This is a genomic window from Amycolatopsis sp. NPDC049688 (genome assembly GCF_040674975.1).
Classification (GTDB): domain Bacteria; phylum Actinomycetota; class Actinomycetes; order Mycobacteriales; family Pseudonocardiaceae; genus Amycolatopsis.
In genome coordinates, this window is the sequence record NZ_JBFANY010000004.1 from 210,591 (window position 1) to 223,964 (window position 13,374).

The following is a 13,374-nucleotide window of genomic DNA, read 5'->3' on the forward strand; positions in this document are numbered from 1 at the left end:
CGATGTACCGCACGATGCTCAAGTCGAAGATCCACCGGGTCACCGTGACCCAGGCCGACCTGCACTACGTCGGTTCGGTGACGGTCGACGAGGACCTGATGGAGGCCGCGGACCTGCTGCCGGGGGAACAGGTGTCCATTGTGGACGTCACCAACGGGGCGCGGCTGGAGACCTACGTCATCAAGGGGGAACGCGGCAGCGGGGTGCTCGGCATCAACGGCGCCGCGGCGCACCTGGTGCACCCGGGTGACCTGGTCATCCTCATCTCGTACGGCCAGATGGACGACGCCGAGGCGGCGACGTACCAGCCGCGCGTGGTGTTCGTCGACGCGGACAACCGGATCGTCCACCGGCACACCGACCCCGGCCACGCGCCGGAGGGCTCCGGGCTGCTGTCCGGCACGGTGACGCTGCCGCCGGACGAGGAGACCGCGGTCTTCCCGGTCGCCGAGACGGCGGACGCCCGCCGCCTCGACGCGTTGCTGCACGCGGAAAGCTGACCCGCTTGCTGCTCACCGTCGACGTCGGCAACACGAACATCGTCCTGGGGCTGTGGTCCGGGGACGCGCTGGTCGGCGACTGGCGGATGCGCACGGACGCGCGCATCACGGCCGACGAGCTGGCGTTGACGGTCCGCGGCCTGCTCGGCCCGCACGCGGACGCGGTGACCGGGATCAGTGCGTTGTCGACGGTGCCGGCGGTGCTGCGCGAACTGCGGGTGATGCTCGCCCGGTACTACGCCCGGATCCCGAAGATCGTGGTGGAGCCGGGCGTGCGCACCGGCGTGGCGCTGTTGGTGGACAACCCGAAGGAGGTGGGCGCGGACCGGCTGGTGAACACGCTGGCCGCGCACCACCTCCACAGCACGGCGTGCGTGGTGGTCGACTTCGGCACGTCGACCAACGTGGACGCGATCTCCGCCCGCGGCGAGTTCCTGGGCGGCGCGTTCGCCCCGGGCATCGAGATTTCGGTGGACGCGCTGGCGTTGCGCGCGGCGGCGCTGCGGAAGGTCGAGCTGGTGCCGCCGCGGTCGGTGATCGGCAAGAACACGGTGGAGTGCCTGCAGTCCGGAATCCTCTACGGTTTCGCCGGCCAGGTGGACGGGCTGGTCCGCCGGATCGTCCGCGAGCTGGCGCCGGGCGGCACGGAACCGGTGGCGGTGCTGGCCACGGGCGGCCTGGCCCCGCTGGTGCTCGGCGAGTCGGAGACGATCACCGACCACGTGCCGGAGCTGACGCTGCTCGGGCTGCGGCTGGTGTACGAGCGCAACATCCGGGCCTGACCCTCCTCAGCCGTGGGCCAGGCGGCGGCGCTCCAGCACGTACCCCAGTGCGGTCACGGCCAGCGCCGGGAACGCGATCTTCGCCTGCGGGAACCGGCCGGCCCCCGGCGGGTCCACCGCGCGGGACCCCGGGTAGGCCAGCGCCGAAATCTGCGTCACCCAGTACAGCGACGCGAGCACGGCCCCCGCGTCGAGGCCGGCCCGGGTCGGCCGTCGCCAGAGCTGCCACAGGCTCGTCGCCCCCAAGGCGAGCCCGAGGCTCATCGTCTGGCCGTTGTGGAACTTCGCGTGCGGTGGCCAGTCCGGGTTGTACACGTGCGTTTCGTTCCAGTCGGCCCGGTAGGGGCCCACTGCCGTCACCAACGAGGTCAGCGAGATCAGCGCCCGCCCCAGTGATTTCCTGCGCATTCCCGCAGTATCCGACCTCCACTTAGATCGAGGTCAAGCGTCGGCTCAGCGGCGCCGCGCGCGCAACGCCGTGGTGACCAGCGGCAGGTCGAACTCGCCGTTCGCCGTCGCCGGATTCGTGGCCAGGAACTGCCGGAGCCGGTTCAGCAGGGCCGCCGACTCCTCCGGGGACGAGACGATCACCATCGAATACGTCGCGATCGTTTCCAGCAGGCTCTCCGCCGTGCGGCGTTGCACATGGCGAAACCGTTCGCATTCGAAAGACTCGAATGCCGGGTGGGTCACGTGGCGCAAATCTTCGACGCTCGCCGGGCGGCGGGCGCCGTCGCGGCCCAGTTCGGTGAACTCGGCGACCCACGGCACCGATTCGTCTTCGTAGTTCCACACCGGCACGCACACGCCGCCCGGGCGGAGCACGCGGGCGATCTCCGTCATCGCCTCCGGCACGTCGAACCAGTGGAACGCCTGGCCGACGAACACCGCGTCGAGGCCGCCATCCGGCAGCGGGATCCGTTCCGCGCGGCCCGCCAGCGGCGTCACCGACGGTACGGCCCGCGCCAGTTCCGCGCGCATTTCCGGGTCCGGCTCGACGGCGGTGACGTCGAGGCCCAGTGCGGTGAGGCCGAGGGTGAGCTTGCCGGTTCCGGCGCCGAGATCGAGCACCCGGCGCGCGGTTCCCGTCGCTCCGGAAAGGCCCCACTCGATCGCTTCCCGCGGGTAGCCGGGCCGGTGCTGGGCGTACTCGGCCGCGCGAGTGCCGAACGAAGAGGCCCGCCGCGCGCGGTGCTCGGGTGTGGGTTCACTCACGAACCCCAGGTTAATCGACCGAAAGGAAAGGTAATCCGGTTGGCGTAGCGCGCGGCGGGGTTCGTACCCTATGGGCCATGACCGAAAACCCCGCTTCCACCAGCGTGCCCGCCGAAGACGAACTGCCCGAGCAGATGCGGGTGCGCCGGGAGAAGCGCGACCGGATCCTCGCCGAGGGTATCGATCCCTACCCGGTCGAGGTACCCCGCACGCACACGCTCGCCGAGGTGCGGGCGGCGCACGAGGGGCTGCCCGTCGACACCGCCACCGGCGAGGTCGTCGGCGTCACCGGCCGGGTCATGTTCCTGCGCAACACGGGCAAGCTGTGCTTCGCGAGCCTCCGCGAGGGCGACGGCACCGAGCTGCAGGCGATGATCAGCCTGGCGAAGGTCGGCGAAGACGCGCTGGCGGCGTGGAAGTCCGACGTCGACCTCGGCGACCACGTGTTCGTGCGTGGCGAGGTCATCACGTCCAAGCGCGGCGAGCTTTCGGTGATGGCCGACGCGTGGCGCATCACGTCGAAGGCGCTGCGCCCGCTGCCGACCGCGCACAAGGAGCTGGCCGAGGAGACGCGGATCCGCCAGCGCTACGTCGACCTCATCATGCGCCCGCGCGCGCGGGACGTCGTGCGCACGCGCGCCGGCGTGGTGCGGTCGCTGCGGGAGTCGTTCCACCGGCGCGGGTTCACCGAGGTCGAGACGCCGATGCTGCAGACGCTGCACGGCGGCGCCGCGGCCCGCCCGTTCGTCACGCACTCCAACGCGTTCGACATGGAGCTGTTCCTGCGGATCGCGCCGGAGCTCTACCTCAAGCGCTGCGTCGTCGGCGGCATCGAGAAGGTCTTCGAGATCAACCGCAACTTCCGCAACGAGGGCAGCGACTCGTCGCATTCGCCCGAGTTCGCGATGCTCGAGTACTACGAGGCCTACGCCACGTATGACACGAACGCGGTGATGACGCGGGAGCTGATCCAGGAGGCCGCGCAGGCGGTGCTGGACACCCAGGTCGTCACCCTGCCCGACGGTTCGGAGTACGACCTCTCCGGCGAATGGACCACACTCGGAATGTACGAGTCGCTGTCCGATTCCCTCGGCGAAGAGGTGACGCCGGAGACGCCGGCCGCCAAGCTGCTCGGATTCGCGCAGGCCAGGGGCCTGGAAGTCGATCCGAAGCTCGGGCACGGCAAGCTGGTCGAGGAACTGTGGGAACACCTCGTCGGAGATCACCTGCACGCCCCGACGTTTGTCCGTGATTTTCCGCTGGAGACCTCCCCATTGACCCGCCAGCACCGCTCCCGGGCCGGTGTGGCGGAGAAGTGGGACCTCTACGTGCGCGGATTCGAACTCGCCACCGGATACTCCGAGCTGGTCGATCCGGTCGTCGAACGGGAACGCCTCACCGAACAGTCCCGGCTGGCCGCCGCGGGCGATAGCGAAGCCATGCGGCTGGACGAGGATTTCCTCCGTGCCCTCGAGTACGGAATGCCGCCGAGCGGTGGTGTCGGAATGGGGATCGACCGGCTGCTCATGGCGCTGACCGGTCTCGGTATCCGGGAGACGATCCTCTTCCCGCTGGTGCGTCCCGAATAACCCGGCCGTGTGCATAGCGGCCGGGTTATGGATATGAGATTTGCGCTGCTGTGCGGAAGCGGGTACTAATGTTCTGGACAAAGTCTTCTGTCCCGGGGCTCGCCCCGTAACCCCAGATCATTGAGTAAGCCCCGCAGGAGGAAACGGATGGCACAGAAGGTGCTCGTCTCGCTGGTCGACGACCTCGACGGCAGTGAGGCGGAAGAGACCGTCGAGTTCGGTTTGGACGGCGTCAGCTACCAGATCGATCTCTCCTCGGAAAACGCCGAGGAGCTGCGGGACGCCCTCGCCCAGTATGTCGAGCACGCGCGTCGTGCGGGTGGTCGCAAGCGCGCTTCGGTGCGCCCGGTCGCGGGTAAGGGTTCGGCCCGTCCCGCGGCGGTCGACCGGGAGCAGAACCAGGCCATCCGCTCGTGGGCGCGCAAGAACGGATACGCGGTTTCCGACCGCGGGCGCATCCCCTCCGAGGTCGTCGAGGCTTACCACAAGAAGAACTGAAGACTGTTCACGCCGCCCCGCACGGGCTGACGGCCGGTCACCGGGCCAGCCGTTGTCCCGCGCCCGGGCGTGGCGAATTCTGGCGACGCGGGGGTTTCCAGTGGTGGCCGCCGGGTGAATTGGCACCCGGCGGCTTTGTCATGTCCGATCGCTGTCCGGTTCCCCGCCGCCGTCCGCGCGGGCCGTCCGGACGTACTCGGCAGGCGACAGCCCGGTGACCGTGCGGAAATCGCGGATGAAGTGCGATTGGTCGCTATAGCCCAGTCGGACCGCCAGACCGGCGTAATCGGGCTGGCCTTCCGTGACGAGCCGCTGCGCTGCGTCATTGAGGCGGTATATCCGGATCGCCCACTTGGGCGGGCAGCCGACGTGTTCGGCGAACATACGCTGGACAGAGCGGGTGGTTAGTCCAGTATCCGCGCACAGTTGCGCCACCCGGGTAATTCCCGGATCGCGCGCGATTGATTCCACGACCTCCGCCGCCTCCCGCGCCGCGGGTGAGAGCCGCACGGGATTTGCGATCAGCAAGTTGTCGACCGCACCGGCCATTTCCGTGTCGTCGCGCGCCGACTGCACCGATTCCGCGGTCCGTGCCGCCGCCGGTCCGAAAACGGCCGCGAGCGGGACAGTGCGGTCGGCGATGTCACGCACCGGGCGGCCGAGGAACGCGCGGAAGCACCCGGGCCGGAATCGCACACCCAACCCCTGGACGCGGCCGGTCAGCCGGTGCGAAAAGACGTCGCGGGCCGGGCCGTGGACGCCGGAAGCGCCGGGGAAGAACGTCACGTGGACCGCGAGGTTCGGCAGCACGCGCTGTTCGTACGGCGGTTTGCCGGTGCGGTCCCAGCGCAGGATCCAGTGGTAGTCGACGAATTCGGCCAGTTCCGGGGCGGGCGGGTGCCGGGTCAGCGTGAACATCGTGCGCGCGGTGGCCTCGGCCACGATGCCGCGCGGGATCCGGTGCTCGCCCACGCGCCCACGGTAGCTGTCGCGTTCGTCCAAGACGCCCGGGCGGGCCGCGGGTTTGGATCACAGGCATGAACGCCCAGCTGGTGCGGCCCGCCGCCGCCGAGTTCCTCCGGATCGCCCGCGCGGTCCCGGACCTGACCGCCCCCACGCCCTGCGCCGGCTACGACGTGCGCGGGCTGCTCAACCACCTCCTGTACTGGGGCCCGTGGCTCGTCGCGGCGGGACGGCGCGAGGACCCGCCGTCGCCGGCCGTCGGCGAGGCCGAGGCGGCCCTGGTGACCGACGGCTGGCGTGCGGCCCTGGAGAAGCAGACGGAGACGCTGGTGGACGTCTTCGGGACCCCGTCGGCGTGGGCGGGCATGACGGCACTGGGCACGGCGGAGCTGCCGTCGGCGGTGGTCGGGGACATGGTGCTGGGCGAGTTCGTCCTGCACGGCTGGGACCTGGCCCGGGCGAGCGGCCAGGAGCTCCGGTGCTCCGCCGAGGCCGCCACGGCGGTGTACGAGTCGGCGGTGGCGATGGGCGAGCAGGCCCGGTCGATGGGGGTCTACGGGCCGGCGGTGGCGGTGGCGGCGGACGCGTCGCCGCTGGCGCGGGCGCTGGGTGCGGCCGGGCGGGACCCGGGCTGGACGCCCTGAATCAGCGCGGGCAGGTGCGGGGGCAGCCGTCGCACTCCCCGGACGACGGCAGCAGGTAGGAAAAGCAGCAGCTCTCGCGCCGCCGCGTCCACTCGCGGTCGTCCGTGAGGCGCAGCGTCGACGCCGACGTCAGCGGGGGGTACCGCTCGTCGAGCACCAGGGCCGCGTCCGCCACCCCCGCGCCCTCCGCCTCCGGCGTCCCGCCCTGCCGGCCCGCCCACCACAGCGAGTTCTCCAGCGCGTCCGTCGCCGCGGCCCAGAGCGTTCGGCGGCCGAGTCTGCTCAGCGGCGCGTACGCCCGCACGAACTGGCTCGCGTGCGCCAGGTAGCGGGCCCGCAGGACCGCCGCCAGCGCTCGCTCGTCGCGGACCACGGTGGCCTCCGGGCGGGCCGAGCCCGGGTCCGTCGGGAGGCAGTGGAACGCGTCACCCAGTACCGCCATGCCGTCCGGGTGGGGCCGGTCGTCGGCCAGGCGGAACGCCAGCTCCGACGGCTTCAGTGACGGCACCCGGCGCTCGTGGTGCAGCAGCAGCGCGCCGACGTACGCCGGGACGTGCAGGTACCACGTCAGCACCCAGCTGGCCGTCGTGCGGGCCGGCGCCGCGGAGTGCTCGCGCAGCAGCCAGTCGCCCAGCAGGCCGCGCCACTCGTCGAAGTAGGCCGGCGTCTCCAGCAGCTCCGAACAGCGGATCCAGCCCGCCGGGACGTCGCGGCGCAGCTCGCTGCGGCCCTGGAGGCCCGAAACCCGCCGCAACGACGACGCGAGGCCGTCGCCGACCTCGCGTGCGTCACGGAAGGACCGCTGCTGGTTCAACCGCGGTCCTCCTCGAAGCGCCGTAGGGGTATTAGGCGTGCCTAACCTTACAGACTTTCGGGGGCTGCGCCAATCGGGTGGGGCACTCCCAGCTTGCGGACTGTTCGCGGTGAGCGGACACCGCGCGGATGGCGGAATCCGGATGGCGCTCCGCACGTTGGGCTTGACGTAAAGGTGCAGGGCAACCTGATGATGGGAGCACCCGGGAGATGCCACGTCCGGGTGCGGAAACGACCGCGAGAAGCCGTAGTGGTAAGCCAGCGCGACCGCTTGGCTACTAGAGTGGTCTCACGGTGCTGAATCCATCGCGGTGAAAGCACGCGATGGAAACGGGCCGCCGGCGCAGCAGTCGAGGGAGTGCACATGTTTGAGAGGTTCACCGACCGCGCGAGGCGGGTGGTCGTCCTGGCTCAAGAAGAGGCCAGGATGCTCAACCACAACTACATCGGCACCGAGCACATCCTCCTGGGTCTGATCCACGAGGGTGAGGGTGTCGCCGCCAAGGCGCTGGAGTCGCTGGGCATCGCCCTGGAGGGCGTGCGCCAGCAGGTCGAGGAGATCATCGGCCAGGGCCAGCAGGCGCCGAGCGGGCACATCCCGTTCACGCCGCGCGCCAAGAAGGTGCTGGAGCTGTCGCTTCGCGAAGCGCTGCAGCTCGGCCACAACTACATCGGCACCGAGCACATCCTGCTCGGCCTGATCCGCGAGGGCGAGGGCGTCGCCGCGCAGGTCCTGGTCAAGCTGGGAGCGGACCTCAACCGGGTCCGCCAGCAGGTGCTGCAGCTGCTCTCGGGCTACCAGGGCGGCAAGGAGTCCACCGAAACCGGTTCCGGCCGCGGTGAGGGCACCCCGTCGTCTTCGCTGGTCCTCGACCAGTTCGGCCGCAACATGACCGTGCTCGCCCGCGAGGGCAAGCTCGACCCGGTCATCGGGCGCGGCAAGGAGATCGAGCGGGTCATGCAGGTGCTGTCCCGCCGGACCAAGAACAACCCGGTGCTCATCGGCGAGCCGGGCGTCGGCAAGACCGCCGTCGTCGAGGGCCTCGCGCAGAGCATCGTCAAGGGCGAGGTGCCCGAGACGCTCAAGGACAAGCAGCTCTACACGCTGGACCTGGGCTCCCTGGTCGCCGGCTCCCGCTACCGCGGTGACTTCGAAGAGCGCCTGAAGAAGGTGCTCAAGGAGATCAAGACCCGCGGCGACATCATCCTGTTCATCGACGAGCTGCACACGCTGGTCGGGGCGGGTGCCGCCGAGGGCGCGATCGACGCGGCTTCGATCCTGAAGCCGATGCTCGCCCGCGGTGAGCTGCAGACGATCGGCGCGACCACGCTCGAGGAGTACCGCAAGTACATCGAGAAGGACGCCGCCCTCGAGCGCCGGTTCCAGCCGATCCAGGTCGGGGAGCCGTCGCTGGAGCACACCATCGAGATCCTCAAGGGCCTGCGCGACCGGTACGAGGCGCACCACCGCGTCTCGATCACCGACTCGGCGCTGGTCGCCGCCGCGACCCTGGCGGACCGGTACATCAACGACCGGTTCCTCCCGGACAAGGCGATCGACCTGATCGACGAGGCCGGCGCCCGGATGCGCATCCGCCGGATGACCGCGCCGCCGGACCTGCGCGAGTTCGACGAGAAGATCGCGAACGTCCGCCGCGACAAGGAGTCCGCGATCGACGCGCAGGACTTCGAGCGGGCCGCCCGCCTGCGTGACGAGGAGAAGACCCTCCTCGGCCAGAAGGGCGAGCGGGAGAAGCAGTGGAAGGACGGCGACCTCGACGTCGTCGCCGAGGTCGACGACGAGCAGATCGCGGAGGTGCTGGCCAACTGGACCGGCATCCCGGTGTTCAAGCTGACCGAGGAGGAGACCACCCGGCTGCTGCGCATGGAGGAAGAGCTCCACAAGCGCATCATCGGCCAGGAGGACGCGGTCAAGGCCGTCTCGCAGGCGATCCGCCGCACGCGTGCCGGCCTGAAGGACCCGAAGCGCCCGTCGGGCTCGTTCATCTTCGCCGGCCCGTCCGGTGTCGGTAAGACCGAGCTGTCGAAGGCGCTGGCCTCGTTCCTGTTCGGCGAGGACGACGCGCTCATCCAGATCGACATGGGTGAGTTCCACGACCGCTACACCGCTTCGCGGCTCTTCGGTGCCCCTCCGGGCTACGTCGGCTACGAAGAGGGCGGCCAGCTGACCGAGAAGGTGCGGCGCAAGCCGTTCTCGGTGGTCCTGTTCGACGAGATCGAGAAGGCGCACCAGGAGATCTACAACACGCTCCTGCAGGTGCTGGAGGACGGCCGCCTGACCGACGGTCAGGGCCGCACGGTCGACTTCAAGAACACGGTCCTCATCTTCACGTCCAACCTGGGCACGTCGGACATCTCGAAGTCCGTCTCGCTCGGGTTCGCCGGGTCCAACGACACCGGCACCCGGTACGAGAAGATGAAGCAGAAGGTCAACGAGGAAATGAAGAAGCATTTCCGCCCGGAGTTCCTGAACCGGATCGATGACATCATCGTGTTCCACCAGCTGACGCAGGAACAGATCATCATGATGGTCGACCTGATGATCGGCCGGGTCGAGACCCAGCTCAAGGCCAAGGACATGGAGCTGGAGCTCACGGCGAAGGCGAAGTCGCTGCTGGCCAAGCGCGGCTTCGACCCGGTGCTGGGCGCGCGGCCGCTGCGCCGCACGATCCAGCGCGAGATCGAGGACCAGCTGTCGGAGAAGATCCTGTTCGGCGAGGTCGAGCCGGGCCAGATCATCCTGGTCGACGTCGAGGGCTGGAGCGGCAACCCGGAGGACAAGGACGACCAGGCGCGGTTCACCTTCCGCGGCGAGCGCCGTCCGTCGTCCATCCCGGACGCCCCGCCGGTCAGCATCGGCGCGGGCCACGAGGAGCAGGGCGAAGCCGAAGGCGAGTGATCGCCGAGTAGTACGCCAGGAGGGCGGTTCCCCCGGTTCGGGGGAGCCGCCCTTCGGCTTTCCGGGCCCGAGCGCTCCCGGTCGGCCGAGCGGCGGACCTTGACGGCCCTCGGCGGGCGGATGCGGGCGACTTCGCGGACCGCGATGTCACCGTTTCGGCCGCTCAGCGGGACTCTGCCTGAGCGGAGCCGCGCCCCACGCGCGTGAGACGATGCCCGCGGACCTTGGGAGGGGAATCCGCGTGGACGTGCTGGCGATCGACTTCGGGACTTCCAGCACCGTCGGCGTCCTCTCCACCTTCGGACGGGGCCCGCGGGCCGTCGACGTCGATGGGTCCGTCACCATGTCCTCCGCCGTCTTCGTCAACGACGACGGCCTGCTCGTCGTCGGCCAGGACGCCGAACGGCGGGCCCGGCTCGATCCCAGCCGGTTCGAACCCAACCCCAAGCGGCGCATCGACGAAGGCACGATCAGGCTCGGTGACCACGACGTCCCGATCACCGACGCCTTCGCCGCCGTCCTGCGCCGGATCGGTGAGGAGGCCGGACGGCAGCTCGGCCGCCCGCCCGCGCAGACCCGGATCTCGCACCCCGCCGGCTGGGGCGCCGACCGGCAGGACGTCCTCCGGGCCGCCGCCGCGAAGGCCGGGCTCGGCGATGTGCGGCTGATTCCCGAGCCCGTGGCCGCCGCCGCGCACTACGCCAGTCTCGGAAGCCGGACCCGAGGTCCCATCGGCGTCTACGACCTCGGGGCCGGGACCTTCGACTGCGCCGTTGTCGGCGTCACCCAGCGGGGCTTCACCGTGCTCGCCGAGGACGGGCTGCCCGATCTCGGCAGCCTCGACATCGACCAGGCCCTGCTCGTCCACATCGGCCGGTCGGTGTCGCACGCCGATCCGGCGCAGTGGCAACGGCTCCTGCGCCCGCAGACCACCGCCGACCGGCGCACCCGCCGGGCGTTGCTGCAGGACGTCCGCGACGCCAAGGAAAGCCTCTCCCGGCACGCGCAGACCCACGTGCCGATGCCCGAGCCGTTCGGGGACGTCCTCGTCAGCCGGGACGAGCTCGAAGCGCTCGTGCGGCCCAGCCTGCTGCGCAGCGCCGAACTGCTGGCCGCCACGATCCGCCGCGCCGGCCTCACCCCCGCGCAGCTCGGCGGGGTCTACCTCGTCGGCGGGCCGAGCCGGATGCCGCTGCTGGCCGCCCTGCTCGCCCGCCAGCTCGGCGTCACACCGACCACGCAGGACCAGCCCGAGACGGCCGTCGCGTTCGGGCTCCACCACGTGCCGCTGGGCGACACCGACCTCACCGTGCCCGCGTTCGCGCCCGTTCGGCCGCCCGTGACGCCGCCGCAGCCGTGGCGACCGGCCCCGCAGCAAGCGCCCCCGCCGGAACCGCGCCGGAGACCCAAGCCCTGGTTCCTCGCGCTCGCCGCGTTCCTGGTCGTCGCGGTCGTGACCACCGTCGCCGTGCTCGTCACCGGCGACGCGTCCGTGCCGTCCGCAGTGGACTGCACGACCACCGCGCAGCGGGACCAGGCCGGGTTCACCCCGTGCCTGCGCTCGCTGGCCGGCACCGTCCCGGACCGGGCCACCTGCCGGGCCGCCGACGGGATCGGCGAGCTGCTGCACGCCCAGGCGGCGGTCACCTGCGGGATCACCGGCGGCGCGGTCAGCTACTACCAGGGCGTGACCGTCGAAGAGATCGAGGAGACCGCCAAGCTGCAGGCGGACGGCGGCGCGCTCGAACGGGGCACCTGGGACGGCGGCGGACGGCACGGCCGGTACGTCGCCGGGGTCGGCCGGTCGTCGGCGATCGTGCTCTTCGGCGCGGACGACCTCCGGGCGGCCGGGCTCTTCACCTCGCGCAACGACCGCCGCCCCGCCGACCTCGTCGCCTTCTTCACCAGCCGGCTCAAGCCGGCCTGACTCACCAGGCCCGGTCGAGCCGCATGCCCCGGCCGTACCAGTCGTCGTCCGCGACCGGCCCGTCCGGTGGCGCCTCGGCCGGGGTGTCCGCCGACCGGTCCTTCAGCACCTTGCCGTCCGGCTCGGCGGCCGGGACCGCCGGCGCGGCGACCGGCACCGGTTCCGGCTCGAACTGCACCCGCCAGCGCAGCCGGTCCATCAGGTAGCCGCCGCTGCCCAGCGGCGCCAGCAGCTGCCCGGTCCGCTTCGCCGACTCGCGCTGCGCTTCGACGTACGTGCGCAGGACGGCGTCCGCGATCTCCGACGGCGACATCCCCGAGACGGCGTCGGTGAGCCGCAGCCGGGTCAGCACGCCGTCAGTGTTGACCGACAGCGAAACCGCGCCGTCGGCGGACGTCGCCGTCGCCGACAGCGCGTCGAGTTCGGCCAGCAGGGTTTCGCGGTCCGGTTTGGCCGGACGGTCAGCCATCCATCCGCTCCAGGTGGCCGTTGTCCTGCGAGACGCGGCCGTCGGGAGCGATGTCGACGCTGCGGTCCCGGACGTTCTTCTCGGTCTGCCGCGAGGTGTGGCCGGTTTCGAAGTTCGACGGGTCGAAGCTGGAGCCGGGGCTGACGTCGGGCGAATCGGGGATCTTCGGCAGGTCGGCGGCCTCGTCGCCGATGCGGTCCGCCAGCGTCCGGGCCGCGTCGGCGGCGCCGTCGCGGATCTTGCCCGCGCTGTCGAGGAAGCTCTGGTACAGGTCGAACGCGTTGTCGCCGGTGATCTCGGCCTGGTTCGCCACCGCCGCGCTGATCGCGCCGCCGGCGGCGTTCCCGGCGACCAGCGCGCCGTTGGCCGCGGTGAAGATCGCGGCGCCCGCCGGGGCGGCGACGCCGGCACTGGCCACGGTGAGCAGTCCGGCGACCGCGCCGGCGAACGTCGCCGCCAGCACCTTCGACAGGGCCGCCTCGCGCTTGCGGGACTGTTCCTTCTGGTAGTCCTCCGCGGTCTGCAGGAACGTGGTGCCGAGGTTGCTCAGGTCCTGCCGGGCCGCCGCGACGGCCTCGCGCGCGGCGACGAGGTCGCTCTCCAGCACGGTGATCTTGGATTCGACCTGGGTGAAGGCGTCCGCGAGCTCGTTGAGGTAGGCCTTGACCGCGTTCGCGGCCGAGCCCCGCCACTCGGTGAGGAACTGCCGGGCGTCGTCGAGCTTCGGCTTCGAGTCGCGCTGCAGCGCCTTCCAGGTGGCGTCGTGCCGCATGATCAGGTGCTGCAGGCCGTCGGCCGACTCGTGGTCGATGTCGGCGTCGGAGAACTCGCGGTAGATCCCGGCGATCTCGTCCTGCATCTTCCGGACGTTCTCGTTGGAGTCGTCGAAGCCGAACAGCAGGAAGTCGGTCGTCCGGAGCACGTCGACGGCGTCCAGCGCGTCGTTCGCGCCGTCCTTCAGGTCTTCGGAGACGCCTTCGAGGAGTTCGGCGCGGCGATCTTCGCCCGCGGACATGGGTTCGGCGTCGAGGCCGGTGCCGAAGTAGCCGTCCAC

The 13,374-nt window shown here is 70.9% G+C and carries 13 protein-coding genes; 7 read left to right on the top strand and 6 right to left on the bottom strand.

The genetic code is table 11. The features are described 5' to 3' along the window. Positions 1-2: 2 nt before the first annotated feature. Both panD and AB0J55_RS16335 read left to right on the top strand, forming a co-directional pair. Positions 3-500 (top strand): aspartate 1-decarboxylase, encoded by a 498-nt coding sequence (panD, locus tag AB0J55_RS16330; RefSeq protein ID WP_086853279.1) that lies wholly within the window; start codon positions 3-5, stop codon positions 498-500. A 5-nt stretch (positions 501-505) separates the two neighbouring features. Then, positions 506-1,282 (top strand): type III pantothenate kinase, encoded by a 777-nt coding sequence (locus AB0J55_RS16335; protein WP_364248511.1) that lies wholly within the window; start codon positions 506-508, stop codon positions 1,280-1,282. A 6-nt stretch (positions 1,283-1,288) separates the two neighbouring features. Here the strand turns inward: AB0J55_RS16335 and AB0J55_RS16340 are convergent, their stop codons facing one another. Together AB0J55_RS16340 and AB0J55_RS16345 are read right to left on the bottom strand one after the other, a co-directional pair. Further along, entirely contained in the window at positions 1,289-1,690 is a 402-nt protein-coding gene (locus tag AB0J55_RS16340; protein WP_364248513.1) for a DUF6640 family protein, read from the bottom strand. A gap of 45 nt (positions 1,691-1,735) precedes the next feature. Further along, complete coding sequence (locus tag AB0J55_RS16345; RefSeq protein ID WP_364248515.1) at positions 1,736-2,497, bottom strand: class I SAM-dependent methyltransferase; 762 nt, start codon at positions 2,495-2,497, stop codon at positions 1,736-1,738. Between the two features lie 77 nt (positions 2,498-2,574). Between AB0J55_RS16345 and lysS the strand changes: the two genes are divergently transcribed. Beyond that, positions 2,575-4,086, top strand: coding sequence for a lysine--tRNA ligase (gene lysS / locus AB0J55_RS16350; protein WP_364248517.1), 1,512 nt, complete (start codon positions 2,575-2,577; stop codon positions 4,084-4,086). A 147-nt stretch (positions 4,087-4,233) separates the two neighbouring features. Next, positions 4,234-4,584, top strand: a complete 351-nt coding sequence (locus AB0J55_RS16355) for an Lsr2 family protein (RefSeq protein WP_020641935.1) — start codon at positions 4,234-4,236, stop codon at positions 4,582-4,584. Between the two features lie 138 nt (positions 4,585-4,722). On the opposite strand, the gene AB0J55_RS16360 is transcribed toward AB0J55_RS16355, so the two are convergent. Beyond that, positions 4,723-5,586, bottom strand: coding sequence for a helix-turn-helix domain-containing protein (locus AB0J55_RS16360; protein ID WP_364248519.1), 864 nt, complete (start codon positions 5,584-5,586; stop codon positions 4,723-4,725). A 35-nt stretch (positions 5,587-5,621) separates the two neighbouring features. Here AB0J55_RS16360 and AB0J55_RS16365 point away from each other — a divergent pair, with 35 nt between their 5' ends. Further along, positions 5,622-6,191 carry a TIGR03086 family metal-binding protein gene (locus AB0J55_RS16365; protein WP_364248521.1) on the top strand — a complete coding sequence of 190 codons (570 nt, stop codon included), beginning with the start codon at positions 5,622-5,624 and terminating at the stop codon, positions 6,189-6,191. A 1-nt stretch (position 6,192) separates the two neighbouring features. Here AB0J55_RS16365 and AB0J55_RS16370 read toward each other — a convergent pair whose 3' ends face one another. Further along, complete coding sequence (locus AB0J55_RS16370; RefSeq protein ID WP_364248523.1) at positions 6,193-7,005, bottom strand: (2Fe-2S)-binding protein; 813 nt, start codon at positions 7,003-7,005, stop codon at positions 6,193-6,195. Between the two features lie 363 nt (positions 7,006-7,368). Between AB0J55_RS16370 and AB0J55_RS16375 the strand changes: the two genes are divergently transcribed. Together AB0J55_RS16375 and AB0J55_RS16380 are read left to right on the top strand one after the other, a co-directional pair. Then, positions 7,369-9,924, top strand: coding sequence for an ATP-dependent Clp protease ATP-binding subunit (locus AB0J55_RS16375; protein ID WP_364248525.1), 2,556 nt, complete (start codon positions 7,369-7,371; stop codon positions 9,922-9,924). Positions 9,925-10,165: 241 nt separating this feature from the next. Then, positions 10,166-11,851 (top strand): Hsp70 family protein, encoded by a 1,686-nt coding sequence (locus tag AB0J55_RS16380; protein WP_364248527.1) that lies wholly within the window; start codon positions 10,166-10,168, stop codon positions 11,849-11,851. Between the two features lies 1 nt (position 11,852). Here AB0J55_RS16380 and AB0J55_RS16385 read toward each other — a convergent pair whose 3' ends face one another. Both AB0J55_RS16385 and AB0J55_RS16390 read right to left on the bottom strand, forming a co-directional pair. Next, complete coding sequence (locus AB0J55_RS16385) at positions 11,853-12,320, bottom strand: YbaB/EbfC family nucleoid-associated protein (protein ID WP_364248529.1); 468 nt, start codon at positions 12,318-12,320, stop codon at positions 11,853-11,855. Beyond that, positions 12,313-13,374 carry a hypothetical protein gene (locus tag AB0J55_RS16390; protein ID WP_364248531.1) on the bottom strand — a complete coding sequence of 354 codons (1,062 nt, stop codon included), beginning with the start codon at positions 13,372-13,374 and terminating at the stop codon, positions 12,313-12,315. The genes AB0J55_RS16385 and AB0J55_RS16390 overlap by 8 nt, the downstream gene beginning before the upstream one ends.